At 70.5% G+C, this 25,887-nt stretch carries 29 protein-coding genes; 19 read left to right on the plus strand and 10 right to left on the minus strand.

Annotated elements, in window-relative coordinates; all coding sequences use genetic code 11:
• Positions 1-134: 134 nt before the first annotated feature.
• From D187_RS04580 to D187_RS04590, 3 genes are all read left to right on the plus strand, one after another.
• Complete coding sequence (locus D187_RS04580) at positions 135-1,115, plus strand: L-tyrosine/L-tryptophan isonitrile synthase family protein (RefSeq protein ID WP_002632709.1); 981 nt, start codon at positions 135-137, stop codon at positions 1,113-1,115.
• Entirely contained in the window at positions 1,112-1,921 is an 810-nt protein-coding gene (locus D187_RS04585) for a TauD/TfdA dioxygenase family protein (protein WP_002632708.1), read from the plus strand. Before D187_RS04580 ends, D187_RS04585 begins: the two co-directional genes overlap by 4 nt.
• Before the next feature lie 313 nt (positions 1,922-2,234).
• Complete coding sequence (locus D187_RS04590; protein WP_002632707.1) at positions 2,235-3,878, plus strand: hybrid sensor histidine kinase/response regulator; 1,644 nt, start codon at positions 2,235-2,237, stop codon at positions 3,876-3,878.
• A 12-nt stretch (positions 3,879-3,890) separates the two neighbouring features.
• Here the strand turns inward: D187_RS04590 and D187_RS04595 are convergent, their stop codons facing one another.
• Positions 3,891-4,748, minus strand: coding sequence for an alpha/beta fold hydrolase (locus tag D187_RS04595; protein WP_002632706.1), 858 nt, complete (start codon positions 4,746-4,748; stop codon positions 3,891-3,893).
• A gap of 91 nt (positions 4,749-4,839) precedes the next feature.
• Here D187_RS04595 and D187_RS04600 point away from each other — a divergent pair, with 91 nt between their 5' ends.
• On the plus strand, positions 4,840-5,262 hold the full coding sequence (locus D187_RS04600) for a hypothetical protein (protein ID WP_002632705.1): 423 nt from the start codon (positions 4,840-4,842) through the stop codon (positions 5,260-5,262).
• A 45-nt stretch (positions 5,263-5,307) separates the two neighbouring features.
• Here D187_RS04600 and D187_RS04605 read toward each other — a convergent pair whose 3' ends face one another.
• Positions 5,308-5,889 carry a GNAT family N-acetyltransferase gene (locus D187_RS04605; protein WP_002632704.1) on the minus strand — a complete coding sequence of 194 codons (582 nt, stop codon included), beginning with the start codon at positions 5,887-5,889 and terminating at the stop codon, positions 5,308-5,310.
• A 117-nt stretch (positions 5,890-6,006) separates the two neighbouring features.
• On the opposite strand from D187_RS04605, the gene D187_RS49405 reads away from it, so the two are divergent.
• Positions 6,007-6,402 (plus strand): hypothetical protein, encoded by a 396-nt coding sequence (locus D187_RS49405; protein ID WP_002632703.1) that lies wholly within the window; start codon positions 6,007-6,009, stop codon positions 6,400-6,402.
• Positions 6,403-6,475: 73 nt separating this feature from the next.
• On the opposite strand, the gene D187_RS04615 is transcribed toward D187_RS49405, so the two are convergent.
• The 4 genes from D187_RS04615 to D187_RS04630 are packed head-to-tail and all read right to left on the minus strand — an operon-like array spanning position 6,476 to position 9,628.
• Positions 6,476-6,688, minus strand: coding sequence for a hypothetical protein (locus D187_RS04615; protein ID WP_002632702.1), 213 nt, complete (start codon positions 6,686-6,688; stop codon positions 6,476-6,478).
• Between the two features lie 12 nt (positions 6,689-6,700).
• Positions 6,701-7,408, minus strand: a complete 708-nt coding sequence (locus D187_RS04620; RefSeq protein WP_002632701.1) for a YcnI family copper-binding membrane protein — start codon at positions 7,406-7,408, stop codon at positions 6,701-6,703.
• 36 nt (positions 7,409-7,444) lie between these two features.
• Positions 7,445-8,341, minus strand: coding sequence for a 5-oxoprolinase subunit C family protein (locus tag D187_RS04625; protein ID WP_051256215.1), 897 nt, complete (start codon positions 8,339-8,341; stop codon positions 7,445-7,447).
• Positions 8,342-9,628, minus strand: coding sequence for a LamB/YcsF family protein (locus D187_RS04630; protein ID WP_002630684.1), 1,287 nt, complete (start codon positions 9,626-9,628; stop codon positions 8,342-8,344).
• A gap of 193 nt (positions 9,629-9,821) precedes the next feature.
• Here D187_RS04630 and D187_RS04635 point away from each other — a divergent pair, with 193 nt between their 5' ends.
• The 4 genes from D187_RS04635 to D187_RS04650 all read left to right on the plus strand — a co-directional run bounded on the left by D187_RS04635 (position 9,822) and on the right by D187_RS04650 (position 13,142).
• Positions 9,822-10,415 carry a hypothetical protein gene (locus D187_RS04635; RefSeq protein WP_002630682.1) on the plus strand — a complete coding sequence of 198 codons (594 nt, stop codon included), beginning with the start codon at positions 9,822-9,824 and terminating at the stop codon, positions 10,413-10,415.
• Between the two features lie 160 nt (positions 10,416-10,575).
• Positions 10,576-11,850, plus strand: a complete 1,275-nt coding sequence (locus D187_RS04640) for an AmpG family muropeptide MFS transporter (protein ID WP_043428646.1) — start codon at positions 10,576-10,578, stop codon at positions 11,848-11,850.
• Between the two features lie 101 nt (positions 11,851-11,951).
• Positions 11,952-12,263 carry a hypothetical protein gene (locus tag D187_RS04645; RefSeq protein ID WP_002630678.1) on the plus strand — a complete coding sequence of 104 codons (312 nt, stop codon included), beginning with the start codon at positions 11,952-11,954 and terminating at the stop codon, positions 12,261-12,263.
• 63 nt (positions 12,264-12,326) lie between these two features.
• Positions 12,327-13,142 carry an MBL fold metallo-hydrolase gene (locus tag D187_RS04650; RefSeq protein ID WP_020917777.1) on the plus strand — a complete coding sequence of 272 codons (816 nt, stop codon included), beginning with the start codon at positions 12,327-12,329 and terminating at the stop codon, positions 13,140-13,142.
• A gap of 3 nt (positions 13,143-13,145) precedes the next feature.
• Here the strand turns inward: D187_RS04650 and D187_RS04655 are convergent, their stop codons facing one another.
• Entirely contained in the window at positions 13,146-13,364 is a 219-nt protein-coding gene (locus D187_RS04655) for a hypothetical protein (protein ID WP_002630674.1), read from the minus strand.
• 178 nt (positions 13,365-13,542) lie between these two features.
• Between D187_RS04655 and D187_RS04660 the strand changes: the two genes are divergently transcribed.
• Positions 13,543-15,477, plus strand: coding sequence for a coiled-coil domain-containing protein (locus D187_RS04660; protein WP_002630673.1), 1,935 nt, complete (start codon positions 13,543-13,545; stop codon positions 15,475-15,477).
• A gap of 6 nt (positions 15,478-15,483) precedes the next feature.
• On the opposite strand, the gene D187_RS04665 is transcribed toward D187_RS04660, so the two are convergent.
• A complete protein-coding gene (locus D187_RS04665; RefSeq protein WP_002630671.1) occupies positions 15,484-16,101 on the minus strand; it encodes an LURP-one-related family protein in 618 nt (205 codons plus the stop codon).
• A gap of 76 nt (positions 16,102-16,177) precedes the next feature.
• Between D187_RS04665 and D187_RS04670 the strand changes: the two genes are divergently transcribed.
• Positions 16,178-16,699, plus strand: coding sequence for a nuclear transport factor 2 family protein (locus D187_RS04670; RefSeq protein ID WP_002630669.1), 522 nt, complete (start codon positions 16,178-16,180; stop codon positions 16,697-16,699).
• Positions 16,700-16,721: 22 nt separating this feature from the next.
• Here D187_RS04670 and D187_RS04675 read toward each other — a convergent pair whose 3' ends face one another.
• Positions 16,722-17,627, minus strand: coding sequence for an NYN domain-containing protein (locus D187_RS04675; protein ID WP_002630667.1), 906 nt, complete (start codon positions 17,625-17,627; stop codon positions 16,722-16,724).
• A 7-nt stretch (positions 17,628-17,634) separates the two neighbouring features.
• Positions 17,635-18,759, minus strand: coding sequence for an aminotransferase class I/II-fold pyridoxal phosphate-dependent enzyme (locus tag D187_RS04680; RefSeq protein ID WP_002630665.1), 1,125 nt, complete (start codon positions 18,757-18,759; stop codon positions 17,635-17,637).
• Between the two features lie 170 nt (positions 18,760-18,929).
• Between D187_RS04680 and D187_RS57440 the strand changes: the two genes are divergently transcribed.
• The 8 genes from D187_RS57440 (at position 18,930) to D187_RS04720 (ending at position 25,773) form a co-directional block, all read left to right on the plus strand.
• Positions 18,930-19,556: a transglycosylase SLT domain-containing protein gene (locus D187_RS57440; RefSeq protein ID WP_020917778.1), complete on the plus strand. Its 627-nt coding sequence runs from the start codon at positions 18,930-18,932 to the stop codon at positions 19,554-19,556.
• A gap of 229 nt (positions 19,557-19,785) precedes the next feature.
• Complete coding sequence (locus D187_RS04690; RefSeq protein WP_002630662.1) at positions 19,786-20,211, plus strand: hypothetical protein; 426 nt, start codon at positions 19,786-19,788, stop codon at positions 20,209-20,211.
• A gap of 81 nt (positions 20,212-20,292) precedes the next feature.
• Positions 20,293-21,177, plus strand: coding sequence for an S-methyl-5'-thioadenosine phosphorylase (locus D187_RS04695; protein ID WP_002630660.1), 885 nt, complete (start codon positions 20,293-20,295; stop codon positions 21,175-21,177).
• Between the two features lie 119 nt (positions 21,178-21,296).
• On the plus strand, positions 21,297-22,640 hold the full coding sequence (locus D187_RS04700; RefSeq protein ID WP_002630659.1) for a hypothetical protein: 1,344 nt from the start codon (positions 21,297-21,299) through the stop codon (positions 22,638-22,640).
• Between the two features lie 90 nt (positions 22,641-22,730).
• Positions 22,731-23,846, plus strand: a complete 1,116-nt coding sequence (gene mtnA / locus D187_RS04705; protein ID WP_002630658.1) for an S-methyl-5-thioribose-1-phosphate isomerase — start codon at positions 22,731-22,733, stop codon at positions 23,844-23,846.
• Positions 23,847-23,878: 32 nt separating this feature from the next.
• Positions 23,879-24,502, plus strand: coding sequence for a class II aldolase/adducin family protein (locus tag D187_RS04710; RefSeq protein WP_043428651.1), 624 nt, complete (start codon positions 23,879-23,881; stop codon positions 24,500-24,502).
• A gap of 292 nt (positions 24,503-24,794) precedes the next feature.
• A complete protein-coding gene (locus D187_RS04715; protein WP_002630655.1) occupies positions 24,795-25,166 on the plus strand; it encodes a hypothetical protein in 372 nt (123 codons plus the stop codon).
• A 34-nt stretch (positions 25,167-25,200) separates the two neighbouring features.
• On the plus strand, positions 25,201-25,773 hold the full coding sequence (locus D187_RS04720) for a GNAT family N-acetyltransferase (RefSeq protein WP_002630654.1): 573 nt from the start codon (positions 25,201-25,203) through the stop codon (positions 25,771-25,773).
• Positions 25,774-25,887: the final 114 nt, after the last annotated feature.

The following is a 25,887-nucleotide window of genomic DNA, read 5'->3' on the forward strand; positions in this document are numbered from 1 at the left end:
CCTCGCCGTGACGGCCGCACGGCTGGAGGGGGCACTGGCGGCAGGAGGAGCCCCCGCCTTGAACGTCGTGCGCGCCATCACGAGCCGCGTGGCGCCGCTCTACCTCTACACCCGCCCCGTAGAGGTCCTTCTCCATGCGCCCAGCGGTCCAGAAGACAGGCGATGTGTCCCTCATCGCCAGGCAACTCCTCGGCATGGTCTTCCGGTTCCGGCGCCTGAGCTCCGGTCATGACGAGGCGTGTGTCCAGTCTCCGTGCGAGCAGTGCTTCGCGCCCCACCTCGAGCAGGTGAAGCGCTGCGTGGCGCGAGGAGAGCCGCTCCACCTCATCCTGCCCGCCTTCCCGGCCAAGTCCCCCAACCCGCGCAAGGTGCTCGGGCCCCTGCCGGACATGGCGGAGCAGGTCGCGCTCGGCTTCCTCCAGTCCCTCTGTGAGCACCTCGGCCACGTCTACGCGCCAGGGGCCCGCCTCACCATCTGCTCGGACGGACGTGTCTTCAGTGATCTCGTCTCGGTCCGGGATGAGGACGTCACCCACTACAAGCGCGAACTGGTCCGGCTCCTCGACGACATCGGCGGGAGCGCGATCAGCCTCTATACCCTGGAGGATCTCTTCGGCGGCATCGACCATGACGAGATGCGCCGGCGGCTCACCGCGCAGTACGCCACCCCGCTGGAGGCACTGCGCTGGCAGGTCCAGAGCGAGCCGGACGCGCGCAACCTCTTCAATGGCATCCACCGTTTCCTCTTCGAGGATCAGGTGGTGCTCCGGCCGGCGGAGAGCCGGAACAAGCTGCGCCAGTCCACCCAGGAGCTCGCCTACAAGACCATCCAGCGCAGCAACGCGTGGAGCCGCCTGATCGCCGAGCGGTTTCCCAACGCGCTCCGGCTCTCCATCCACCCCCAGCCGCTCCACTCCTCCAAGCTTGGCATCCACCTGGTGGGGACGAAGGACAACTGGCTCACGCCCTGGCACGGCGTGGTGTTGGACACCGGCAAGGGCCTGATGCTCGTCAAGCGGCAGGACGCCGAGCTCATGAAGGCGACGCTCGTCATGCGCGAGCAGCGCCCGAGCCACTTCGTGGCCCCCAGCGCCTTGCAGGAGCACGTCGGATGAAGAGCGGGCTCGAAACCATGGCCGGGCTGTCCCTCCAGCCCCTGGAACCCTTCGGGCTCGCGGTGACCAGCCCGGGCGCGAACCTCCGGGACGTGCCGGTGTCCCTGCTGCGCCAGTGGACCCGCTCCAACGGCGTCGTGGTCCTGCGGGGCTTCTCGCCCCTCACCAAGGAAGAGATGGTCCAGTATGCCGGCACCTGGGGCGAAATCCTCACCTGGGACTTCGGCGCGGTGCTGGAGCTCCTCGTGCATGAGCGGGCACGCAACTACCTGTTCACCCCCGGCAACGTACCCCTTCATTGGGATGGCGCCTTCGCCCGGGTGGTGCCCGGCTTCCAGTTCTTCCAGTGCCTCGAGGCCCCCTGGCCCGGCACCGGAGGAGAGACGCTCTTCACCCACACCCCCACCGTCTGGCAGCGCGCCCCCGCCTCCCAGCGGGAGGAGTGGCGCAAGGTGGAGATCTCGTACACCACGCAGAAGGTGGCGCACTACGGCGGGCAGGTGACGGTGCCTCTGCTCTCGCGGCACCCGCATACCGGCGCCACCACCCTGCGCTTCGCGGAAGAGTTGAATGACGAGAGCGTGAAGCTCAATCCGCTCTTCATCGAGATCGCCGGCCTCCCGGCCGACAGGCACGCGGGCTTCCTCCAGGAGTTGCGCGAGGCGCTGTATGCCCCCCGTGTCTGCTACGTCCATGCCTGGCGGGATGGCGACATGCTGCTGGCCGACAACCACGCCCTGCTGCACGGCCGCAACGCGTTCCACGCGGACTCGCCCCGCCACCTCCAGAGGATCCACATCATCTGACCGGCGCAGCCCGAGCGGACGCCAGGGGAGCAACCACCCCGCGCCCGGACACCGCGCCCACGTCCCGCCCGTTGACGTCCACGCCCTCCCGACACAGGGCCCCGCCCCCTCCCCTCTCTCCCCTCCCCGGTCCGCGACGGGGCATCCACCCCGCCCCACCGTGACCCGTCCTGGCAACCTGTCCCCAGGTGCCATCGATGTAGGTCGTGAGGATATTGTGTCGGGAGGAGACTGACATTGTGGTCTGAAGACAAGACAGACGCGCTCAGCCCCCGGGGCCTCCCCCCACCCGACTCGCTCGCGGACGCCGCCCATGGGTGATCTGCCGACCGTGCTCGAGGAGCGGCGCGAGGAGTTGCTGCGCCGCTGGAGCGAGGCCCTGCACCGGAGCCTGCCGCGGGCCGCCCCCGGGGAGCTGCCCTCCCCCTCCGAGCTGTTCGAGTTGCTCCACGGACTGACTCGCGCGCTGGGGGAACATCCCTCCTCCGCGAGCCCCCCCGCCGCCTTCCCCTGGCTCTCGCGGGGAGACCCCCTCCTGCTCGCGCTCGCCGTGTATGAGTCGCTGGGCGAGGCGGTGACGGACGTCCTCCAGGAGGAAGGCGGAGTGCTCTCCCCGGGCGAGGCGCGCGTCCTCACCCGCTTCATCACCTCGGGCATCGCGGCCGCCGGGGCGCCGCGCGAGCCCTCGCGCGTCACCGAGGGGCGACTGCTCCCGGAGTCCCTCACTCCGCTCGACGCCCACATCGAGCGCGAGTGGCAACGGCTGCTCGCGAGCGAGAAGGCCGCGCGCCAGGAAGCCGAGGAGGCCAACCGCCTCAAGGACGAGTTCCTCGCCACGGTGAGCCACGAGTTGCGCACCCCCCTCACGGCGATGCTCGGCTGGGTGCAGGTGCTGCGCAATGGCAACCTGCCGCCGGAAAAGCGCGAGCGGGCCCTGGAGACGGTGGAGCGCAACGCCCGGGCGCAGGGCCAGCTCATCGAGGATCTGCTCGACGTGAGCCGCATCATGTCCGGCAAGCTCAAGCTGGACGTGGGGCCCGTGGAGGTGGGCCACGTGGTGGAGCAGGCGCTCGAGTCGGTCCGCCCCGCCGCGGACGCCAAGGGCCTGCGGTTGCAGACGGCGCTGGACTCCACCGGCCACGTCATGGGGGACGCGCACCGGTTGCAGCAGGTGGTGTGGAACCTCTTGTCCAACGCGGTGAAGTTCACCCCCAAGGGCGGGCGCGTCCAGGTCTTCGTCGAGCGGCGGGACTCGGCGGTGGAAATCACCGTGGCGGACACGGGCCGGGGCATCGCCCCGGAGTTCCTCCCCCACGTCTTCGAGCACTTCCGCCAGGCCGAGGGGCTCCTCACCCGGAGGGCCGGCGGACTCGGCCTGGGCCTGTCCATCGTCAAGCAGCTCGTGGAGATGCACGGCGGCACCGTGGCTGCCTTCAGCGAGGGCGTGGGCCAGGGCGCCACCTTCACCGTGCGCCTGCCCCTGTCCGCGGCCATGCGCCGCGAGGCCACCCTCCCCCCCTCGCTGCAGCACGCCCACCCGGGCATTCCCTGTCCACCGGAGCTCACGGGCCTGCGCGTGCTCGTCGTGGATGACGAGCAGGACACGCGCGAGCTGCTGCGCACCCTGCTGGAGGAATGCCACGCCGAGGTGAGCACCGCCGCGTCCGTGGCCGAGGGCCTCGAGCGGCTCAAGCAGGAGCTGCCCGACGTGCTCATCTCCGACATCGGCATGCCGGGCGAGGATGGCTTCCACCTCATCTCCCGCGTCCGGGCACTCCCGCCCAAGGAGGGAGGCCGCACCCCCGCCGTCGCGCTCACCGCCTACGCGCGCGTGGAGGACCGGACCCGAGCGCTGCTCGCGGGCTTCCACAGCCATGTGCCCAAGCCCGTGGAGCCCGTGGAGCTGCTCGTGGTGCTCGCCTCGCTGTCGGGCCGCTTCGGCGCCGTGCGCGGCTGAACACGGGGCGCGTCAACGCGGCGCGTCGGCCCGCGCGAGGTGTTCGAGCAGCAGCGTGTTGATGTGCCCCGCGTGCTGGATCGTCACCCCGTGGGAGGCGCCGGGGATTTCCACGTAGCGCGCCCCGGGAATGCCCTCGCCGAGCACCCGGCCCAGGCGCGGAGGGGCGATGGGGTCCTCCGTGGCGCTCACCACCAGGGTGGGCAGGCCCGCGAGTTCCTTCAGCCGGGGAGTGGAGTCATAGGCGCCCATGGCGGCCATCTGCCGCATCGCCACCGGGGGCGAGTCCGCCAGGTCATGGCCGAAGAGGTGCGCGAGGCGGCCGGCGAGCGCGTCGGGGTCCTCCTGGAGGAGGGCCTCGGGCGGCATCACCATGCGCAGGAAGGCACGGCGGCGCCAGGCGCGCGGGCCCACGCGCGAGCGCAACCCGAGCCACATCATCCGGAGCGAGGGCACCGTCACATGGCGGCCCCGGGCGAAGGTGCACAGCAGGGACAGGCTGCGCACGCGCGCGCGCTCGGTCAGCGCGAGGTGCTGGGCGATGAGCCCTCCCAGCGAGTGCCCGACGACGTGCGCCGAGTCCCAGCCGTGCGCGTCCATGAGGGCGCGGACGTCCTCGGACATCTGGGCGACGGTGAGCGCGCCGCCCAGGGGCTGGCTGCGGCCGAGTCCCCGGTTGTCGAACCACAGGCAGCGGTGGTGCGCCGTGAGCCCATCGAGTTGGGGACGCCAGGCCTCGCCCTGCACGGCCACGCCTTGAATGAGCACCACCGGAGTGCCCGTGCCCTCCACACCGTACGAGAGGCGGCAGCCCTGGTGCTCCAGTGACAAGACGCCAACCTCGGGGACGGCTCCTGGATCATCACGCATCGAGATTCATCTCCTGGGTGACGCACTGACGGCCGGGTCGGTTGCATTTGGGACGGGCCTCCTCAAATTGAGTGTCAAGGAGGGTGCCCTCATGCCCCGTGGAGACAAGAGCAAATACACCGACAAGCAGAAGCGTCGCGCCGAGCATATCGAGAAGAGCTACGAGCAACATGGGACGGACAAGAAGGAGGCGGTGCGCCGGGCCTGGGCCACGGTGAACGCCGAGTCCCACGGTGGAGAAAAGCCCGGTGGCTCCGGCTACGGCAAGCCCGAGACCCACCAGTCCTCCAAGCGCGGCGGCCAGCGCAGCATGGCCAAGCGCACCACCGCCCAGCGCTCCGCCGCCGCGAAGAAGGCCGCGGCCACGCGCAAGAGCAAGGCCGTCAAGCGCACCGCCGCCGCGAAGCGCGGAGCGGCGAAGACCACCACCGCCAAGCGCACCACCGCCAAGCGCGCCACCACCGCCAGGCGCGCCACGACGAAGCGCTCGAGCAGCCCGCGCAAGCGTTCGTGAGCCGAGGGAGCACGAGGGACGAGGCAAGCTCCGGGCGTGCCCGGCTCAGCCATGAGCCGGGTCGTGCATCCGCGCGAAGGGGAAGGTGAGGTGCGCCCGGCGCGCTTCCCACTCGGGCCGCAAGAGACCCCAGACCTGTTGATCCTTGCGCCGCCCCTCGACGAGGTAGTGCCCGCGCATCAGCCCCTCGTGGGTGAAGCCGAGCTTGCGCGCCAGGGCCTGTGACGCGAGGTTGTCCTCCGCCGTGATGAGCCAGACGCGGTGCAGGAAGGGCCAGGCCTCGAAGAGGCGCGCCACCACGCCCGCCACCGCGCGCGTCCCCAACCCCTGCCCGTGAAAACCGCTCGAGAGCATGTAGCCAATCTCCACGCGCCCGTGGAAGCGCGACAACTCCCGTGCGGCCACCGTGCCGATGAGCCGCCCGTCCCACTCCACCATCCACCGGAAGTTCGTGGCCGTGGGGTGACTCAAGTCATGCGTCGCCTCCTGAAGCCGCGCGAGCAGGGACTCGCGCGACGAGGATTCCATGGGCACGAGCCGCCGGGAGACGGGCTCCTCGCGCAGGGCCTTCCACATGTCCACGTGCTCGGGCCGCGCGGGAACCAGTCGGAGTTCGGGAGAGGTCATGGCCTTGCACCCTACCTCACCCCGCTGAACAGAGCGGCCTGGCGGGCAGCCGTTCCCTGCATGCGACTCGCGGAAACCGCACCTTCCGCCCAGCACGACAACAGGGAGGGAAGACACATGACGAAGACGAAACTTCTGCTGGCGGGGCTTCTCACGGGGGCGGTGGCGTTCGGGACGGCGTGCAAGACGGACTCGGCCACCAAGAGCCCGGAGCCGATGACGCCGGCCACCACCGATGACGCCGGCACGGGGGGCACGGGCTTCGACACGCCCCAGCCCGCTCCGCTGCCCGATGACGGCATCCGCGAGCGCGAGCCAGACGTGCACAACACGCCCATCGACGAGCCCGGCACGGGCGGCTCCGGCCTGGAGCCCAACGGCATGACGCCCCCTCCGGACGCCATCGGCAACGAGCCCATCGACGAGCCGATGAGGACCACGCCGCCCATCGACTCGTCCATGGACGACGACGACACCATGACCGAGGACACCCAGCCCATGCCCAAGCAGTAGGCACGGGGCTCGATTGCACGACGGGCCTCCGGGATTACCCCCGGGGGCCCGTCGTGTCTGGAGGGGAAGCCGCTCAGCGAGGCGGCTTGAGGTGCTCGGGCAGGCCCGCCCCCTCGGGGGGACGCTCCATGCTGGAGCCCGCGGTGGGCGGCCTCAGCTCCGAGGGCAACCCGGACGCGGAGGCCGGTGGCGCTCCCGCGTCACCCGGACCGGGGTCCACGTTGCCCGAGGGACAGGCCAGCGACAACGACGACAGCGCGATCAACACGAACCAGGGACGTCGCACGGGCGGCCTCGCTCAGTACCGGACCCAGATCTCGGTCCCGGGGTGGATCTGCTGGAGCACCTGGGTGTTGGGCTCCTTCGAGATGAGGCCGGAGATGAACTCGCTGGGGCTGTAGGCGGCGTTGCCCGCCCAGACGATTTGAGCGTCCTTGAAGACGCTCAGGTCATGCACGTGCTGCGTCACCGTGTACTTGTTCCACCCGGGCGTGCGCGGCGGCACGACGACGAGGGAGGGCGCCGGCAGCTCGGTGGAGCCCTCGGCCAGGTGGCCGTGCCCGCCGGAGGTGCTCACCCACGCCGCGACCTTCTCGGTGCCATCCGGCGCGCGGCAGGTCTGGATCGTCGGGAAGTACAGCGCGGTGAAGGGGGCATTGGGCAGGCTGGCGCGCAGGGTCAGCTTGTAGAACTGGGAGTCCTCGGGCAGCACGCTGGCCTCGGGCTTCGTCCACGTCACCGTCTTCACCCGGCCCGTGTCGTCCTTGAGCACCACGGCCCGGCCAAACGCCGAGTCCAACGGCCGCACGCCGCCCACGCCCTCGGGGATCTGCACCTCGATGCGATAGGTGTCCAGGCCCTCGCAGCCATGGCCCACCAGGAAGGACAGCTCCTGGGTGGTGGCCGCGATGGGCTGCGCCGGGGTGGACAGGCCGATATGGGCCTCGGCGGTGTGGCACAGCAGGAAGGCCGCGATGGCCGACAGCGTCCGCGATGAAACCTTCATCTGAACTCCTCCAGGCGACGGGCGAGGAGTGCCTTCTTAGGAGCCCGCCCCTTCCCCCGGAATGAGACACTTTGTCGCACCCTCCAGCGCCAGACGTTTCCAGGCCACGCGGGCCTCCTCCACGCCCACCGAGCGAAAGCGCACCGTCTCGCCGGGCCGGCGCGAGGCCAGCAGGCCCCAATCCGCGCGGATGACCACCGCGAGCACCGGATAGCCCCCCAGGGTGGGGTGGTCCGGCCCGAGCACGATGGGCTCCCCGGAGGCGGGCACCTGGAGGGCGCCGCGCACCATGGGGCCCGAGAGGCCCGCGCCCGTGTCCGCGTGGGCCAGATGGGGCCCGCGCAGCCGGATTCCCACCCGATCGCTCGTGGGCGAGACCGTGAAGCGCCCCGAGAGCAACGCCTCCTGGGCCCCCGGATCGAAGCGGCCTGGCTCCGGCCCCCACATCACGCGAACCACTTCCCCGGGCGGCTCGACACGCTCCGGCGCGAGCCGCGCGCCCCCGCCCACTCCCAGGGGCAGCACGTCCCCGGGCTGGAGCATCCGCCCCTCCCACCCCCCGAGCCGCGCCACCGGCAACAGCCCTCGCCCTCCGAGCACCTCGGGCACGGCGAGCCCGCCCTCCACGGCCACGTAGCGCACCACGCCCCGCTCGGGCGCGGGCACGCGGAAGGACTCCCCGTCCGCCACCTGGAAGGCCTCGCCCCCCAGCGACACCCACGCGCTCCGGCCCGTCACCCGCAGATCCACCCGGCCGTAACACTCGAGCGCCGCCGCGCCCCACGCGTTGCCCACCGCGCGGTTGGCCGCGGCGAGCCACTCCGGCACCAGCGCGCCTCCCGGGGGCACGCCCTGGTGCATGCGGCCGGGACGTCCTGCGTCCTGCACGCCCACCGGCCCCCGTACGTCGAGCACCTCCAATCGCGCGTCCATTCAGTCCACCCGCTCGAAGAGCACCCGGTCCCCGAGCCGCAAGCGCGCCCCGCTGCCGGGATGGAAGGGAGAAAAGTCCACGGCGGTGGCGATGAGGTTCCACCCCCCCGGCGAGGCGAAGGGATAGATGCCGGTGCGCCGCCCGGCGATGCCCACCGCGTGCGCTGGAACGCTCGGCCTCGGCATGGCCAGCCGGGGCACCTCGATGCGCGCATCCACCTCGCCCAGGTAGGCGAAGCCGGGCATGAAGCCCACCGCGCGCACCGTGTATTCGCACGAGGAGTGCAGCAGCGCCACGTCGTCCACCGCCAGGCCCACGCGATCCGCCACCGCCTCGAGGTCCGGCCCGTCGTAGCGCACCCGGACGATGACGAGGGGCCGCTCCTCGGGCGACAGGAGCCGGCCCGCGCTCCGGCCCAGCACGCGCCGGGGATCCTCCGGTGGCGCCGCCGGATCGAAGTACACGCAGGCATGCGCCTCGCCCACCACCACGTCCAGCACGCCGGGGGTGGCCTGGAGCGCCTCCAGCACCCCGCGCCGCTCCAGCCGCTCGGGCAGCACGAGCCGCAGCGCCCCGTCCCCCAGGGGCTCGGTGCGCATGGCCAGCACGTCCAGCACCGCGCGCACCTCGCGCGCCATCTCCACCGCGCCCGGCGAGTCCCCATGCACGCACAGCGTGTCCACCGCGCCGCCCAGGGTCAGCCGCAGCGCGTTGTCGCGCGCCACCGCGGGGTCCGTCAGCACCGCGCCCGGCTCGCCCCGGGGGATGAGCGACCCGTCCGGCCGCGTGCCCCGGTCCGCGAAGCCCTCGCGCGCGTAGGCGAGCCCCGCCTCCCGCGCCGCCTCGCGCAGCGCGCCCGTGGCCGGTCCCACGAAGACAAGCCCCGAGCCCAGCGCCTCCACCACCCCGTCGACCACGGCGCGGGCGAGCGCGGGGTCGCGGTTGGCCGCGTGGTACAGGGCGCCGTGCGGCTTGGCCGAGTACACGGGAACTCCCACCTCCGTGGCCAGGGCCGCCAGCCGGGCACACTGCGCGGCCACCTGAGCGCGCAGCAGCTCGGGGGCCACGGTGAGCGCCCGGCGGCCGAAGTGCTCCCGATCCTCGAAGGAGGGGTGCGCTCCGGCGCGCGTGCCGTGGCGCGCGCACGCCTCGAGCGCCCGGCGCATGGAGGCCGTGTCGCCCGCGTGCCCTCCGCAGGCGATGTGGGCCACCTGCGCGTGGGTATAGAGCCGCTCGTCCTCGTCCGGCAGCTCGCCCAGATCGATGTTCAGCAGACACTCCACCATGGCACCCCCGAACCGAACCTAGCCTAGCCCGCTCCCGCCTCGCTCCCCGGCCAGGCAACCCCGAGAACCTCTCACGGGTGAACATCCGGGCGGGCGCGAGGGCTCGAATAAAAAGACAGAGCCGCCGTCCGAGTCCGCGTTGCCGCGAACCGGCATCCGACCCTACCCCTCGAACTCCCCAGGAGATTCCCTCATGAAGCGCCTTGGCTCCGCCGTGCTCGCCGCCGTCCTCTTTTCCGCGGGGGCCGCCTCCGCCCAACCCCGGTACGAGCGTGCGCAGAACCGCCAGGAGGACCGGCAGAACAAGCAGGAGATGCGCGATGACCGCTACGACGTGCGCGAGTTGGAGGACGTGCTGCGGCGCTTCGACAGCGCCCAGGCCCGCCGCGACGAGGGCGCCATGCGCGACGTGGAGACGCGGCTGCGCGACCTGATGCGGGCGGAGCTGGCCGAGGGCCGCCACGAGCTGGCCGCGGACCGGCAGGAGATCCGCCGCGAGGAGTGGGACCGGGGCGGGCGGGATGATCGCCGTGACCGGCGCGATGACGTCCGGGATGCCCGGGCGGAGGCGAACTCGCAGGCGGCCCGCTCGGCCGTCGCCCGGGAGCTGTCCTCGCTCGTGGGCAGCCGCAGGCCGGCCGACCTGCACCGCACGCGCACCCTCATCACCCAGCTCATCCAGATGGGCCGCCAGGAGATCCGCGACAACAAGCAGGAGATGCGCGAGGACAAGCGCGAGCGGCACGAAGACCGCCGCGAGTGGCGCGATGACCGCCGCCGCTACTAGGCTCCCATGAGGCTCCAATGAAGCCCCGGTGAGGGGGGGCGACCCGACGGAACGCCCCCCGGGCCCGCTCCCGGGCTGACAGGCGGGCAACGCTTCCGGCCCCGTCGCCGCCGGACAGGAGGGATTCTCCTCCAGGACCGGTATGGTGGAGCCCTCGCCCATGGCCCAAAAGACTTCCCTGCTCCAAATCCTGTCCAGTCCCCGCGCGTGGCTCCTCGTCGCGCTCGGCTTCGCCTCCGGGCTCCCGTTGCTGCTCGTGGGCGGGACGCTGTCGGCCTGGATGACGAACGAGGGCATCAACCTGAAGACGATCGGCGTCTTCACCCTGGTGGCCACGCCCTACACCTTCAAGTTCCTCTGGGCGCCCTTCATGGACCGCTACGCCCTGCCCTTCCTCGGGCGCAGACGCGGGTGGATGCTGCTCACGCAGCTGGGGCTCATGGGCGCCATCGCTGCCATGGGACTGGTGAACCCCAAGGACTCGCCCGTGGCCATGGCGTGTCTGGCGCTGCTCGTGGCGTTCCTCTCCTCCAGCCAGGACGTGGTGTCGGACGCGTGGCGCACCGACACCCTCTCCGAGGCCGAGCGCGGCTTTGGCGTGGCCACCTTCGTCATGGGCTACCGCTTCGGGATGATCGCCTCGGGGGCCGTGGCGCTCAGCCTCTCGCAGTTCATCGGCTGGCCGCGCACCTACTGGAGCATGGCGGCGCTCATGCTCGTGGGCGTCATCGCCACGCTCGTCGCCCCCGAGCCCCAGGGCCAGCGCGCCCCGCGCACGCTCGCCGAGGCCGCCATCGTCCCCTTCGTCGACTACTTCCGCCGGGACGGGGCGCTGCTCGCGCTGCTCTTCCTCTTGCTCTACAAGCTCGGCGACGCCATCGCCGGGGGCATGACCACGCCCTTCTTCCTCAAGATGGGCTTCTCCAACCTGGAGGTGGGCACCATCAGCAAGGGCGTGGGCATGGCGGCCACCATCGTCGGGGCGCTCTTCGGCGGCGTGCTGCTCGCGCGCCTGGGCCTGCGCCGCAGCCTCTTCGTCTTCGGCGCCCTGCAGGCCGTCACCAACCTCACCTTCCTCGCGCTCGCGCTGGTGGGCAAGAACCACGCGGTGCTCGCGCTCGCCATCTGCACGGACAACATCTGCGGCGGTATGGCCACCACGGCGTTCGGCGCCTTCACCATGTCGCTGTGCAACAAGCGCTTCAGCGCCACCCAGTTCGCCCTGCTCTCGGCGCTGGCCAACTTCGGCGGACGCATGCTCTCGGCCACCTCGGGCTACCTCGCCGAGGGCATCGGCTGGGCCGGCTTCTTCGGCCTCACCGTGGTGCTCGCCCTGCCCGCGCTCGTGCTGCTCGCCTTCCTCCCCGAGGGCATCGCCCTGCCCGTCGAGGAGCAGCCCCCCGCCTCGCCCCCCGCGCCCGCCACCGCCGCCTGACGCCCCGCACCACCGCCCGCCTGCCCCCCCAGCGGGCACGGCCGCCTGGTTGCTGAAGGGAAGGAGCCTGCCGAGGTTAGGGGGACGGAGGCACGACCATCATGGCGAAACGCGAGACGCAGGCTCCCCCGCAACAACCCGCCGAGGACATGTTCGGGCGCCCCATGAGCGCGAAGGACGAAGGCAAGCCCGACGCCGGGCGTGAGGCGCAAGGGGCCCACCAGCTCCCCGAGAAGGAGCGCCAGGCCCGGCCCGGCATGGAGGAGGAAGAGGAGGAAGCCGAGCGGGAGCGGGCCTGCGGCGGCGTGGGCGAGCTCCCCGATGGGGATGGGGTGCGCAGTGACCAGGGCACCAATCCGCTCCCCTCGAGCTACTGGTCGGCCTATGCGGATCAGAAGCCCGAGACGGACTGAGCCCTCCATCCCTCCGCGGGAAGTGGATTGACACACGCGCATGGCGGTCCATCCTCGCCGCCCATGCGCGTTCATCATTTGAATGGCTCGACGCTGTGTCCGGTGGGCCGGAGCCTGCTCCTGGGAGACCCGAACGGGCGCCTGGTGTGCCACTGCCTGCTCATCGAGACGAGCGCGGGGCTGGTGCTGGTGGACACGGCCCTGGGGCTGGACGACCACCTCGCCGCGCCCTCCCACAAGAGCGTGCGTCGGGGCATGGGCCCCATGGGCCCGAGGTGGGATCCCGAGCAGACGATGGCGCGGCAGGTGGAGAAGCTCGGCTTCCGGCGCGAGGACGTGCGCCACATCGTGCTCACCCACCTGGACCTGGACCATGCCGGAGGCCTGCCGGACTTCCCCAAGGCACGGGTGCACGTGTACGCGACGGAGCACGCGGCGGCCCAGGCCAGGCACACCTTCAAGGAGCGCCAGCGCTACCAGAGCGTGCAGTGGGCCCATGGCCCCGACTGGAAGCTCCACGAGACGACCCGGGGCGAGCCGTGGTTCGGCTTCGAGTGCGTGCGTCAGCTCGAGGGCCTGCCGCCGGAGATCCTCCTCGTGCCCCTGGTGGGCCACACGCGCGGCCACTGCGCGGTGGCGGTGGACACGGGGGAGCGGTGGCTCCTGCACGCGGGCGACGCCTACTTCTTCCACGGGGAGATGGAGCCCGAGGATCGCTGCCCGCTCGGGCTGCGCCTGATGCAGAGCGCCCTCCACATGAAGGGCCCGGAGCGACTGCACAACCGCGAGCGGCTGCGCGAGCTGGTGCGCACCCGGTCGGACCGGGTGCGGGTGTTCTGCGCCCACGACGAGAAGGAGTGGCGCGCCCTGGCCGGGTAGGCGCTACTTCTTCTTCGGCGGCGCGAAGCGCTCCAGGCTGGCCGCGAAGCTCTTGCGGTTCGGATTGAGCGAGGCGTTCATCCCCCGCTGCTCACGCACCTGCTGGATGGGGGACTCGGGAGCGCCCTCCTGGGACTCCTTGTCGAACTGCTCCTGGCCGCTGTTCACCCGGCGCAGTGGCTGCGAGCCGTAGACGCGCCGATTGGGATCCCTGCCCGCCATGGGCGACCTCCAGGTAAGGGGTTTCCGGAGAGCATAAGCCGGACTTCCCACCCCTTGCACCGCGCACCCACCTGTTTTCCCCTCGCCCGCCTTCCGGGCGGGCACCCTCTTGCCCCCGGGATGTTTCCGAGCGATCAAACCGCCACCGGATTACCCTGCACGGGTCCGCCCCTCCCCCATGTCTTCCTCGTCGACCGCACCGCTCGCCCCCGAGACGGCTCTGCTCCGCGTCCCTCCTCCTCCCGAGGAGACGCCCCTCCGGCGCGCGGAGCTGCGCCTGCAAGAACTCCTCGCGGAGATCGACGCCCTGGACGCGGAGATCGACGCGCTCGGGGGAGAACTGCAGCGCTTCGCCCGGGCCTACGAGGACACCCTCTCCGCCGCCTCCGAGACGGTGAGCCGCTCCGAGCGGCTCCTGCGTCGGCTGCGCAACCTCCAGGACGCCACCAGCGCCCTCATCCGCCTGCTGGAGCAGCCCCCACAACCTCCCCCCTCGGACGCGCGGCACGCCCCCGCTCCCACCTCGCCGCGCGTGTCCACCCCTCCCCCGATCGAGGACGAGGACGAGGACCCGGAGGACTTCGACGACGAGGACGAGGACGACGCCCTCCCCGAGGGCGAGCGCTCCGCCGGGGCGAGCGAAGGGGCCGAGGAAGAAGCCGTGGATATCAAGCGGCTGCGGCGCCGCCTGGCGCGGCTGCTGCACCCGGACCTCGCGCAGACGGACGAGGAGCGCGAGCGGCTGGACGGGCTCATGGCGCGCGTCAACGCGGCGTACTCGGCGGGGGATCGCACCACGCTGGAGCTGATCGCCGCGCGCGTGGGGGCGGGCGAGCCCGAGGACACGCTCACCGAGGACGCGCGGCTGGCGCACCTCGAGCGGCGCATCCAGGTGCTCTCCACGGCGGCCCAATCCCTGCGCGAGCAGCGCGAGCGCCTGCGCTCCACCGCTACCGCGCGCCTGTACGAGGAGTCCCTGCGCCGCGAGGCCGAGGGCCGGGACTACCTCGCGGAGACGCGCGCCGAGATGGAGGAGGAAGTCCAGGAGCTCGCGCGGGATGCCCGCGCCCGACTGCGTCAGCTCGAGCGCGCCGCGCGCGCCCTGACATCCCTGAGGAACAAGCGCATGAACACGCTCATCAAGAGCGGCAAGGCCCGCAAGCTGCGCGTCTTCGATCCGGTGCTGGAGAGCCCCCTGGTGCGCCAGGGCGTGCTGCGCCTGGAGCGGCAGCGGGCCACTCCCGCCGCGAGGGAGCTCGCCCGCTGGCTGGAGGACGCCGTCACCCAGGAGCCCTGGCAGGTGTCCCTCACCCTCATGGCCTTCTTCGCCGAGACGGCGGGCCGTGCCCCTCCGGGACTCGACACCAGCGACGCCTGGGCCGAGCGCTATGAGCTCCTGCGCGAGCTCGACATGCCGGAGGCGCCCCCGTTCGACGAGGCCCTCACGCGGCTGCCGCGCCACCTGGAGCCAGGCCTCCGGGTGATGAAGAAGAAGAAAGAGGTGCACTTCGGCCTGCAACTGCGCGAGACCGAGCTGCTCGCCGCCGTGCCGCTCGCGCTCCAGCGGGCGGACGTGGCCGAGCGGGGCCGCTCGGTGCTGGCGGTGATCGGCCCGCAGGAGCAGTGCAAGCGCTGTGGCGAGGAGGTGCTCTTGCAGCACCTGATGCGCACGCGCGGGCTCGACGAGCGCCATGGCCAGCTCTGCCCGCTGTGCGCCCATCCGCAGAAGAGCTACTGGCTCTACAGCCGCACCGAGGGCCAGGAGGCGCTCCTGCCCCACGCGCTGCGGCTGGGCACGGTGGTGGAGCAGGCGGTGCGGCTGGCGCGCACGAGCGTGAGCTTCCAGATGCTGCCCGAGGAGCGCGAGGCGCTCACGGCGGCGCAGTTGCGCCAGCGCTTCGTGGACCTTTACCTGCAACCCTACGGCGTCGAGCTGGCCCCCGAGCACGTGCGGCTCGTGCAGGCGGGACAGGTGCTCGAGGACGAGGCGCGCGTGGACCGGGGCGCCGTCACCCTGAAGCTCGCCCCCGAGGCGGGCCAGGGCGAGGCGCAACTGTTGGAGCTGTTGCGCTCGCGCATCGAGCGGCGCTTCCGGCCCGACACGGCCCGGTAGCACGCGCTACTGCTGCCGGCCCTCGATGGCGCACAGGAGCACGGCCGTCGCGATGCCCAGGCGGCGATCCAACCGGCCCGAGCGGTCCATCCCGAAGTCGAGCGAGATGCGCTGGATGAAGGGGTTGAAGTGCTGGCGGAAGGAGAACACGGGCTCGTTGTTCACCGTGGCGGTGAAGGTCTGCGGCACGAGGTTGGAGAGCAAGCGGCGCACCAGGGCCAGCATCATGCTGTCCTCCTGGATGAGGCCCACCTCCTGGTCGTTCCTGTCGAGGACGAGCCACTCGTCGCGCAGGATGGACTTGAGCCCCTTGCGGCGCAGCGCGCCCAGCTTCTCGCCCGTCTTCGCGTCGGTGACGTCGTACGTGGCGCCAAAGTCGAGGATGCTGCGCGCCTTGATGGTGAGCACCTCCTCGTTCATGTCCTCGTTGGTGAAGACGCGGATGTCCTCCTTCAACTTGAAGGCCTTGAGCTTCGAGTAGAAGAGGACCTGGCCCGCCTCGTCGTAGATGTGGAAGGCGTCGCCGAAGATCTTGAAGAACTTGCGGCGGATGACGTAGCGGCTCTGGCCGAAGCGGCCGGAGGCCAACTCACTGCTCGGACGGGTCTGAAGCGCGGTGCTCATATGGTAATGCCCCCCTGAGGGTCCAAACACATGGACCCCCTCTATAGCGTACCTGAGCAAGGAGTCCGACCCCACCATGACCGCCCTGTCACTGTTGTGCCTCACGCTGTTGAGCGCCCCCCCGAACACGGGAGCGAAGCCCTCGGCGGCGCGCCCAGCCGAAGTGTCGGCCACGGCCACGGTGAACGCGGTGCTGGATGACTGGCACCGGGCGGCGGCCCAGGCGGACGAGGCGCGCTACTTCGCCCACTTCACCCCGGATGCCATCTACCTGGGCACAGACGCCACCGAGCGCTGGACCCGGGACGAGTTCCGCGCCTGGGCCCATCCCTACTTCGCCAAGGGCAAGGCGTGGAACTTCACGCCCTCGTCGCGGCACGTGAGCCTGTCCAAGGACGGCTCCATGGCGTGGTTCGACGAGGTGCTCGCGACGCCCAACCTGGGGCCCTCGCGCGGCTCGGGGGTGCTGGTGAAGGAGGGGGGGACGTGGAAGATCGCCCAGTACAACCTCTCCGTCCCCATCCCCAACGACGTGCTCGATGACGTCAAGGCACGCATCGAGGCGTACGAGAAGACCAAGGCGAAGCCGGGCAAGTAGCCTCTCCCCGGCACGGGCCCGCTCAGTCGTCGACGGGATCCGGGTAGACCTCTTCCTCTTCCTCCTCGTGGCGGGGGTGCTTGCCCCGGTGAGGGGGAGGAGGAGGCTCGGAGGCCGAGTCGGGCGCCACCACGTACCACTGCCGGCCCTGCTGCACGCGCTTGAGCAGGCCATCGTGCTCCATGGCCGCGAGCAGCTTGGCGAAGGTGGAGAAGCCGTGGTCGCGCTCGTCGAAGTCCGGCTCCTTGCGCACGATGGCTTCCTTGATGAGGGACGGATTGACCGAGCCCGTGGCGCGCGAGAGCAGTCGCTGCACCACCTCCAGGGCGATCTCCGGCACCTCGGCCTTGCCCTTGGACGAGGTGGCGGGCGCGGACTCCTTGCCGTGCTTGCGGCCCTTGCCCCCCTCCTCCGAGCGCTTGTCCTTCTTGTCCTCGCGCCGATCGTCCTTCTTCTCGTCCTTCTCCTTGTGGCGCGGACGCAGGTAGATGAACTCGTCGCAAGCCTTCACGAACAGGGGGCTGGTCGCCTCCTTCACGCCCAGCCCGATGAGGGTGCGGCCGTTCTCGCGCAGCTTGTAGGCCAGGGGGCAGAAGTCGCTGTCGCCCGAGGCGATGGCGAAGGTGTCGATGTGCTCGCGCGCGTAGCACAGCTCCAGCGCGTCGATGACCATGCGCATGTCCGCGCCGTTCTTCCCCGAGCGCGTGGAGGGGGGCACGTCGATGAGCTCGACGCCGAAGCCGTGCAGGTTGCCCTTGGCCTCCTTGAAGCGCGACCAGTCGCAGTAGGCGCGGCGGAACACCACCTTGCCGCGCTCCAGCAGGCGATCCATGGCCGGCTGCAAGTCGAAACTGTTGGGGGAGATCCCGGTGTTGGTGACCAGGTTCTCGAAGTCGAGGAACAGCGCGATGCGGTGCTCGTTGTCCAAATACGCCTCAGCGTTGGAAGAAGGTGCTGCAGAAGCGCTCGAGTCTCACGAGCGCTTCGGGGAGGTTCGTGCGGCCCAGCCCCAGCCGGAAATGATTGCCCGGGAAGTCATACACGTCTCCTGGCAGGAGCAACACGCCTTCCTGCTCCACCAGTCGCTCGCAGAACGCCGCCACGGGGACGTCACTCTTCAGTCGGGGAAACGCCACGCTGCCCGCCCGGGGGCGCACCCAGGTGAAATGCTCCGCGTGCCGGGTGAAGAAATCATCCATCCGCGCCAGGTTGTCCGAGACGATCGCCCGGCTGCGAGCGAGCACCCGCTCGCGCGCCCGGAGTGCCACCAGCGCCAGCACCTCGCTCGGCGCCGAGTTGCTGATGGTGGTGTAATCCTTGTACGCCGCGCACCGGGAGAGAATTCCCGCGTCCCGGCACGCCAGCCACCCCACGCGCAGGCCCGCGAGCCCGTAGCTCTTGGACATCACCCCCAGGCTCACCCCCCGAGCGGACAGCTCCACGGCCGCGGGCAGGGTGTCACGCGCGTCGTACTCCATGAGCCGGTAGACCTCGTCGGACAGCACGTACACGCCCCGCGCCTCGGCGAGCGCCAGCAGCTCCCGCCACGTGTCCGCGTCCGGCAGCGCCCCCGTGGGGTTGTGCGGGAAGTTGACCACGAGCAGCTTCGTGTCCGGCCGCAGCGCGCGCTCCAGCTCGGCCAGGTCCAGCCGCCAGCCGTCCTCCTCGCGCAGCCGCAGCAGCGTCACGTCCGCTCCCGTGGCCCGGGCCACCTCGTACAACGACTGGTAGCCCGGCCACGTCACCACCGCGTGGTCCCCCGCCCCCAACAGCACGTTCACCAGGATGAAGATCGCCTCCTGCGCGCCCGCGAACGTCAGCACCTGATCAGGCCGCACCCCGGGGTAGAGCCCCGAGATCTCCTCGCGCAGCGCCGGCAGCCCCGGCGTCTCGGTGTAGCCCAGCGTCAACTGCTCCCAGCGCTCGCGGGCGTCCGCGTCCGCCAGCGCGAGCAGCTCGCTCATCCTCCACCCCTCGATGTCCGAGGAGCACAGCAGGTAGGGCGCGCGGAACTCCCACGTCGCGAAGTACCGCTCCAACTTGAACTCGGGAATGCGCATACCCCCCCGTGTTAGCGCGCTCCGGGTTCTCGATGAACGAGAAGATGTTTCTCATCATCTGGAGGAGGCATCTGGAGGAGGCATCGCGCCCCGCCCCCAGGTATGCGACACTCGGGCTCCCTACCGCTTCACCGACGTCTCCCGCCCCCCCGAGAGAGAGGACCTTCATCATGGGCAACTACCGAATCCGCTCCGGCGACACCCTGAGCAGCATCGCGCAGCGCTACAACACCAGCGTTGACGCCTTGATGAAGGCCAACACGCAGATCAAGGACGCCAACGTCATCCTCGCGGATGACAAGCTCAACATCCCGGGCGCCAAGGACGAGTTCGTGGAAGGCGGGGGCACTCCGGGCGGCCTCCCTCCGCCCGGCCAGCAGTTGCACACGGCGGGTCCCGAGTCGGTGGAGGGCCCCGCGGAAATCGGCGAGATGCCCGAGGGCCAGGTGGGCGATTGGATCCGCCAGGCGACGGAGAAGCTCAAGGCGGCGGGCGTGCCCGTGGAGAAGATGAACCCCCAGGACATCGCGAAAATCATCCAGCACGAGTCCAGCGGCAATCCCAACGCCATCAACCTCTGGGATGACAACGCCAAGCGCGGCACCCCGTCCATCGGCCTGATGCAGACCATCCAGCCGACGTTCGACGCGTACAAGCTGCCCGGCCACGACAACATCCGCGACCCCGTGGACAACATCATCGCGGCGGTGCGCTACTCCATCGACCGCTACGGCTCGGTGTCCAACGTGCCCGGCCTCCAGTCCATGAACGGCGGCGGCGGCTACGTCGGCTACTGAGCCGCCGCGAGCGCCCTCCCTCCCGAGTGGAGGGCTCGGCCCGCTGGTTGGCACGTCAAGTTCACCACCTCCCGCGCCCTCTGCGTTGGCCCTTTCGCATGGGGTGCGAGTTGGTGCTACTATATCCTCCATCGTGTTCCTTTTATTAGATTCACCCTTGGTTCCCCACAGACCGCCCCTCCTCTCGAGCCCGGGGGCCAGCCGCCTCCCGCCGGGGGGAGACCTCGTCGTGGAAGACGCGCTCTGGCCGCTGCTGACGGTGCGGTTCGGGGCGGGCCTGTCGGGCGAGACGTTCGACGCCTACCTGGACTGGCGGACCGAGTGGCTCCGGCGGTGTGAGCCGCACGTGTGCATCATCGACGCGCGCGCGGTGCCCATCCGCGTGGCCCCCTACCGCCAGCGCTACATCGACTGGCTGCGCGAGCACGAGCGTGCCCTGCGCGAGTGGATGATCGGCTCGGCGTACGTGCTCAACTCCCCGGAAGGGCACATGCTCGCGAGCCTCATCCGTCACGGGGCCTCGCTGCACACGCCCTTCGTCGTCACCTCCACGCTGCCGGACGCGGCCGCCTGGGCCGCGGGACAGTTCCAGGAGCGGGGGCTCGGCGAGGCCGCGCGGCGGGTGCGCGCCCACTACGCCCTGCCCACGAGCTGAGCCCGGCATCACTTCGGCGCTTGCCTCCGGAGCGCACGGCGGGAAGAGTGGCCTCCCATTCCCCGCGCCCGGAGCTCCGCCATGTCGCCTTCCCCCACCCCTGTCATCGGCATCATCGGAGGCAGTGGCCTCTACCAGATCGACGGCCTGGAGAACGTCGTCTGGCGCGAGGTGGCCACGCCCTTTGGCCCGCCCTCGGACGCGCTGTGCTTCGGCACCCTCGAGGGCACGCCCGTGGTGTTCCTGCCGCGCCATGGCCGGGGGCACCGCATCGCCCCGTCGGAGATCAACTTCCGCGCCAACATCGACGCGCTCAAGCGCTCGGGGGTGACGGACGTGCTGTCGGTGTCCGCGGTGGGCAGCCTGCGCGAGGACCTACCCCCGGGCACCTTCGTGGTGGTGGACCAGTTCATCGACCGCACCTTCGCGCGCACCAAGAGCTTCTTCGGCACCGGGTGCGTGGCGCACGTGTCCATGGCCCGGCCGGTGTGCTCGCGCCTGGGAGACGCGGTGATGGGGGGCTGCGAGACGCTCGGCATCTCCGCGCGGCGCGGCGGCACCTACCTGGTGATGGAGGGGCCCCAGTTCTCCTCGCTCGCCGAGAGCGAGCTGTACCGCTCCTGGGGCTGCAGCGTGATTGGCATGACGAACATGCCCGAGGCCAAGCTCGCCCGCGAGGCGGAGCTCTGCTACGCGAGCGTGGCCATGGTGACCGACTTCGACTGCTGGCATCAGGGCCATGACGCCGTCACCGTGGACCAGGTCGTCGCGGTGATGACGGCCAACTCGGGCAAGGCGCGCGCGCTGGTGAAGAACACCGTGCCCCGACTCGGCAAGCACTCCGTGCCGTGCGTCCACGGCTGCCAGCGGGCGCTCGACCACGCCATCATGACCGCCCCCGAGGCGCGCGACCCCGCCGTGCTCGCCCGGCTCGACGCCGTGGCCGGCCGGGTGCTCCGCCGCTGACGCTCGCGAGCCCCTCCCACTCCCAGTAAAACGGAAACACATGGATTAACCGGCCTTATCCGAAGTAGGAGGAGGGCTCCCCGGCGAGCGCCGGGCATCCTCCTCGGGAAAGGGCCGGTATGCGTCTGGTTCAGAAGTGGGTGATGGGATTGCTCGCGGCACGGCTGCTGCTCGGCGCGACGGAGGCGCGGGCGGACAGCTACGACAACGTGTGGATGGAGAGCCATTACATCTCCCAGTGCTCCTTCACGGCGGCCAACCCCACCGTGAAGAACATCTCCACCGCCACGCCGGGCTATGGCGCCCTGAATGACTGGCGCATCGGTAACGGCAACGCGGACGCGGTGGACCCGGGCACTTCCGCCATCGGAGCCATCGGCCTGCTGTATGGCCACCAGCGCCTGGTGGCCGCGGGGCGCAGCACGCCCGAGCTGGACAACCGGGTGAAGACGGCGCTCAGCGGCTACTTCTGGAGCTGGGCGCGCAACCCGCAGAACCACGTCACCGAGACGGTCAACGGCGTCACCCGCGTGGGCTTCATGCAGCCGCCCACGGGACAGTTCGTCCACTACGACGTCAACGGCAACCGCACCAACTCGTTCCCCGGCGGAGCGGCCGCCACGGCCGAGGTGCTCATCGCCATGCGCAAGTACTGTCTGTATTCGCCCAACGGGGACCGGGCGAGCTACCAGTCCGAGAACTACCTCCAGGCGCACCGGATGGCGGACTACGTCAACGCCCACCTGGGCTCGTGGACCATCGACCGCGCCTACGCCGTGGCGGCCTTCCGGGCCTTCTCGCACTGGGCCACGGCGGTGGGGGACACCGGCACCGCGACCTTCTACGACAACCAGGCGAACACCATCGCCGGCTGGCTCGCCAACGCGCAGGACCCGGGCACCTGGGGCAACTACTACTCCTACCTCGATGGGGCCGGCAAAGGCGTCTACAACGGGGGCATCGACCAGACGGGCTTCTCGCCCTACGAGTTCAGCGCGCGAGACCCGGGCGAGGCCTACGCGAAGAAGCTCGCGGACTGGTGGGAGAAGGGCACGGCCTACAACGGCGTCACCTTGAGCATCGCGAGCGGGCGCTACGCGGGCGGCGTGCACCAGTGGACCCCGCAGAATGGCACCGACACCAAGGTGTACCCGGGCTCCGCGCTCCAGCTCGCCGACGCGGAGTGGAAGATCGCCCGCGCCACGGGCAACTACAATGACCTGTATGGCGCGGCGTGGCGCCACTACAACTTCGCCGTGTCGGCCCTGAACTCGACGAGCGGCTCGGGCTGCTGGGTCAACAACACGTCCGTGGACGGCGTGCCCGGTGGGTTCGTCGACTGGGTGGACACCGCCACCGGGGCCCGGCCCGTGGCCTGGCAGCGCTTCGTGGACACGAGCGCCTATATGATCATCGCCACCGAGCAGCTCGCCTTCTCCAACCTCGTGGACTGGAGCCACTGAGCGCTCCCCCGCCGGGCCGCCTGAATTCCACCCGGGCGGGCCCGCCGCCAGGGCATGATGGGGGCGTTTGTCCCCCCACGGGAGCGCCCCATGAAGGTCCACGGAAAAGCCATGCGCAGCATCTGGGCCGAGCCGAATGGCTCGGTGGGCATCATCGACCAGACGCGCCTGCCCCACGCGTTCGTGACGCTGCGGCTCACGACACTCGAGGAGGCGGCCCACGCCATCCGCTCCATGCAGGTGCGCGGGGCGCCACTCATCGGAGCGACGGCGGCCTACGGGGTGTGCCTCGCGCTGCGGGTGGATGCCTCGGACGGGGCACTCGAGCGGGCGTGCGCGCTCCTGCAGGCCACCCGGCCGACGGCGATCAACCTCAAGTGGGCGCTCGACGGGATGCGCCGTGCGCTGCACCATCTGTCCCCCTCCGAGCGCGAGAAGGCGGCCTGGGCGCACGCCGCCGCGCTGTGTGACGAGGACGTGGCCATCAACCACGCGATTGGACGCAACGGGCTCGCGCTCATCCAGGAGGCGTGGGAGCGCAAGGGCCGCAAGGGCCGGGTGAACGTGCTCACGCACTGCAACGCGGGGTGGCTGGCCACGGTGGACTGGGGCACGGCGCTCGCGCCCCTGTACCTCGCGCAGAACGAGGGCCTGCCGGTGCACGTCTGGGTGGACGAGACGCGGCCGCGCAACCAGGGCGCGAGCCTGACGGCGTGGGAGCTGGGCCAGCACGGCGTGCCCCACACCCTCATCGCCGACAACGTGGGCGGCCACCTCATGCAGCACGGAGAGGTGGACTTGTGCATCGTCGGCACGGACCGCACCACGGCCCGGGGCGACGTGGCGAACAAGATTGGCACCTACCTCAAGGCGCTGGCGGCCAAGGACAACGGGGTGCCCTTCTACGTGGCGCTGCCCTCGCCCACGCTCGACTGGACGCTGGAGGACGGCGTGCGCGACATCCCCATCGAGCAGCGTGATGGGCGCGAGCTGACGGACGTGAGTGGACGGCTCGCCTCGGGCGAGGTGGTGACGGTGCGGGTGACGCCCGAGGGCAGCGCGGTGGCCAACTACGGCTTCGACGTGACGCCCGCGCGGCTCGTCACGGCGCTCATCACCGAGCGCGGCGTGTGCCCGGCCTCGCAGGAGGGGCTGCTGTCGCTCTTCCCCGAGCGGCGCCGGCTCGCCGGAGGGACGGGCACGTGAGCGCGCCGAACGAGCTCGCGCTGCGCGAGGAGATGATCGCCACGGGGCGCCGGATGAACGCCACGGGGCTCAACCAGGGCACCAGTGGCAACCTGAGCGTGCGGGTGGAGGGCGGCTTCCTGCTCACGCCCACGGGGATGGACTACGACACGCTCGTGCCGGGGGACATGGTGCGGATGCGGATGGACGGCTCGTACGAGGGACACCGCGAGCCCTCCAGCGAGTGGCGCATCCACCGGGACATCCTCGCCACGCGGCCCGAGGTGGGGGGCGTGCTGCACGCGCATTCCATGTTCAGCACGAGCCTGGCGTGCCTGCGCCGGCCCATTCCGGCCTTCCACTACATGGTGACGCGCGCGGGGGGCGAGGACATCCGGTGCTCGGACTACGCCACGTTCGGCACCGAGGAGCTGTCGCGGCACGTGCTCGTGGCGCTGGAGGGCCGACTGGCGTGCCTGATGGCCAACCACGGCATGGTGGCCCTGGGCGCCACGCTGGCGGGGGCGTTCAAGCTGGCGGTGGAGGTGGAGACGCTCGCGGCCATGTACTGGCGCGCGCTCCAGGTGGGCGAGCCCGTGCTCCTGGAGCCCGAGGAGATGCGGCGGGTGCTGGAGAAGTTCAAGACGTACGGCCAGCAGCCCGCGCGCGGCGGCTGAGCCCCTGCGATCCGTCCTCTGGGTCCCGACACTTCTCAACTCGGTGCTGCTCCCGTAGCGTCTGGGCCCCCGCGGCCTCGCTTCCTTCTCGAGGCGCGGCGTAGGCGCTGTCGCGTCCTCCCCCTGGGGGAATCACGGAACCGAGCTGCTTCAGAGTCTCCCGATTGCGGAACACTGACGGAATCCTTACTGTCAAGTGAGTATAAACTGAGTAGCTCCGGAGCCGATACTCAGGCCGACAAGGGCCGCAACTCGCCTCCTCCTGAGTGAAGACAATGGAAGGAGTTCCGCCATGCCACAGACCGAACGTCTGCAGGCTTCGTTGCCGACCATCACGATGAGGGAACTCACTCGCTTGAGCGAGGAACTCGGCGTCGACAAGAGCGCGGTGGTCCAGGAGGCCCTCAGCCTCTTCGCCAAGGCCGCCTCGGAGGCCAAGAAGGGCGCCAGACTCGCCTTCCTGCCCCCCACTCCACAGGGGACCGTGCGGGAGTTCAGCACTCCTCTGCTCACTCATATGGAACAGGCCGCGCACCTGGACCCAACGGAGATCGTCCTGCCGGATGGGGACTTCGACAAGGTGGCAGCCAGGATCGAGGCGCCTGCGGCGCCAACTCCCGCGCTCCGGGCGCTTGCCCGCAAGCGGCGCCGCTCCCAGCCGTAGATTCAAAACCCCGCGCGGTGGGCCTGGTTGATGCATGCCGTCCACCGTGCCCGCATCCGTGTTCCCCGAACCCATCACTCAGCCGCTCGCCAAAAGCGACTCTGGAAGTGGATTCAGTTGCGAGCACGAGACGCTGAATCGCTTCTTTCGTGAATCGGCTCGGCAGCACCAGGAAAAGGACATCAGCCGCACCTGGGTTCTTCGCCGCTCCTCCTCCGATGACCCGGCATTGCCTCCCGTCCTGGGCTTCTACACCCTCTCGCTCACGACCCTGCGGCGCGAGACGCTCCCGAGCAACATCGGCAAGCGCCTGCCGAACTACCCCGTCCCGGCGATCATCATCGCTCGCCTCGCGCGTGACTCTCGTGCTCGGGGCAAGGGCTACGGTGAAACGTTGCTCGACGACGCCCACCTCCGAGCTCTCGCCATCAACGCGCAGAGCGGCGCTCTCTGCGTCATCGTGGATGCCAAGGACGCCTCCGCTCGCGACTTCTACAAGAAGTTCGGCTACGAGCCACTGCTCTCCGAAACGGATGCGCCGGAGTGGCCTCTGCGGATGTACCTGCCCATGAAGGACATCCGCGCCGCATACACCGAGAACACCTGACCCACGCTCCCAACACGCGGGCGTCACGTGGCCCACACTCGGGGCGGTGGCGCCCATTCCGACGATTGTGGCGGAACCGGGTCTCGCGCACCTTGAGCGCTCACGCCGTGGCAT

Source organism: Cystobacter fuscus DSM 2262 (genome assembly GCF_000335475.2).
GTDB classification, from domain to species: Bacteria; Myxococcota; Myxococcia; order Myxococcales; family Myxococcaceae; genus Cystobacter; species Cystobacter fuscus.

What these genes read in the sequence shown, in the direction of transcription:
- D187_RS04595 (WP_002632706.1), bottom strand. Translation starts at nt 4,748, where the DNA reads ATGCGTGATGATCCAGGAGCCGTCCCCGAGGTTGGCGTCTTGTCACTG.
- mtnA (WP_002630658.1), top strand. Translation starts at nt 22,731, where the DNA reads ATGAAGGTCCACGGAAAAGCCATGCGCAGCATCTGGGCCGAGCCGAAT.
- D187_RS04660 (WP_002630673.1), top strand. Translation starts at nt 13,543, where the DNA reads ATGTCTTCCTCGTCGACCGCACCGCTCGCCCCCGAGACGGCTCTGCTC.
- D187_RS57440 (WP_020917778.1), top strand. Translation starts at nt 18,930, where the DNA reads ATGGGCAACTACCGAATCCGCTCCGGCGACACCCTGAGCAGCATCGCG.
- D187_RS04700 (WP_002630659.1), top strand. Translation starts at nt 21,297, where the DNA reads ATGCGTCTGGTTCAGAAGTGGGTGATGGGATTGCTCGCGGCACGGCTG.
- D187_RS04640 (WP_043428646.1), top strand. Translation starts at nt 10,576, where the DNA reads ATGGCCCAAAAGACTTCCCTGCTCCAAATCCTGTCCAGTCCCCGCGCG.
- D187_RS04695 (WP_002630660.1), top strand. Translation starts at nt 20,293, where the DNA reads ATGTCGCCTTCCCCCACCCCTGTCATCGGCATCATCGGAGGCAGTGGC.
- D187_RS04650 (WP_020917777.1), top strand. Translation starts at nt 12,327, where the DNA reads ATGCGCGTTCATCATTTGAATGGCTCGACGCTGTGTCCGGTGGGCCGG.
- D187_RS04590 (WP_002632707.1), top strand. Translation starts at nt 2,235, where the DNA reads ATGGGTGATCTGCCGACCGTGCTCGAGGAGCGGCGCGAGGAGTTGCTG.
- D187_RS04600 (WP_002632705.1), top strand. Translation starts at nt 4,840, where the DNA reads ATGCCCCGTGGAGACAAGAGCAAATACACCGACAAGCAGAAGCGTCGC.
- D187_RS04720 (WP_002630654.1), top strand. Translation starts at nt 25,201, where the DNA reads ATGCCGTCCACCGTGCCCGCATCCGTGTTCCCCGAACCCATCACTCAG.
- D187_RS04670 (WP_002630669.1), top strand. Translation starts at nt 16,178, where the DNA reads ATGACCGCCCTGTCACTGTTGTGCCTCACGCTGTTGAGCGCCCCCCCG.
- D187_RS04655 (WP_002630674.1), bottom strand. Translation starts at nt 13,364, where the DNA reads ATGGCGGGCAGGGATCCCAATCGGCGCGTCTACGGCTCGCAGCCACTG.
- D187_RS04715 (WP_002630655.1), top strand. Translation starts at nt 24,795, where the DNA reads ATGCCACAGACCGAACGTCTGCAGGCTTCGTTGCCGACCATCACGATG.
- D187_RS04665 (WP_002630671.1), bottom strand. Translation starts at nt 16,101, where the DNA reads ATGAGCACCGCGCTTCAGACCCGTCCGAGCAGTGAGTTGGCCTCCGGC.
- D187_RS49405 (WP_002632703.1), top strand. Translation starts at nt 6,007, where the DNA reads ATGACGAAGACGAAACTTCTGCTGGCGGGGCTTCTCACGGGGGCGGTG.
- D187_RS04625 (WP_051256215.1), bottom strand. Translation starts at nt 8,341, where the DNA reads ATGGACGCGCGATTGGAGGTGCTCGACGTACGGGGGCCGGTGGGCGTG.
- D187_RS04680 (WP_002630665.1), bottom strand. Translation starts at nt 18,759, where the DNA reads ATGCGCATTCCCGAGTTCAAGTTGGAGCGGTACTTCGCGACGTGGGAG.
- D187_RS04580 (WP_002632709.1), top strand. Translation starts at nt 135, where the DNA reads ATGCGCCCAGCGGTCCAGAAGACAGGCGATGTGTCCCTCATCGCCAGG.
- D187_RS04585 (WP_002632708.1), top strand. Translation starts at nt 1,112, where the DNA reads ATGAAGAGCGGGCTCGAAACCATGGCCGGGCTGTCCCTCCAGCCCCTG.
- D187_RS04620 (WP_002632701.1), bottom strand. Translation starts at nt 7,408, where the DNA reads ATGAAGGTTTCATCGCGGACGCTGTCGGCCATCGCGGCCTTCCTGCTG.
- D187_RS04630 (WP_002630684.1), bottom strand. Translation starts at nt 9,628, where the DNA reads ATGGTGGAGTGTCTGCTGAACATCGATCTGGGCGAGCTGCCGGACGAG.
- D187_RS04635 (WP_002630682.1), top strand. Translation starts at nt 9,822, where the DNA reads ATGAAGCGCCTTGGCTCCGCCGTGCTCGCCGCCGTCCTCTTTTCCGCG.
- D187_RS04645 (WP_002630678.1), top strand. Translation starts at nt 11,952, where the DNA reads ATGGCGAAACGCGAGACGCAGGCTCCCCCGCAACAACCCGCCGAGGAC.
- D187_RS04605 (WP_002632704.1), bottom strand. Translation starts at nt 5,889, where the DNA reads ATGACCTCTCCCGAACTCCGACTGGTTCCCGCGCGGCCCGAGCACGTG.
- D187_RS04710 (WP_043428651.1), top strand. Translation starts at nt 23,879, where the DNA reads ATGATCGCCACGGGGCGCCGGATGAACGCCACGGGGCTCAACCAGGGC.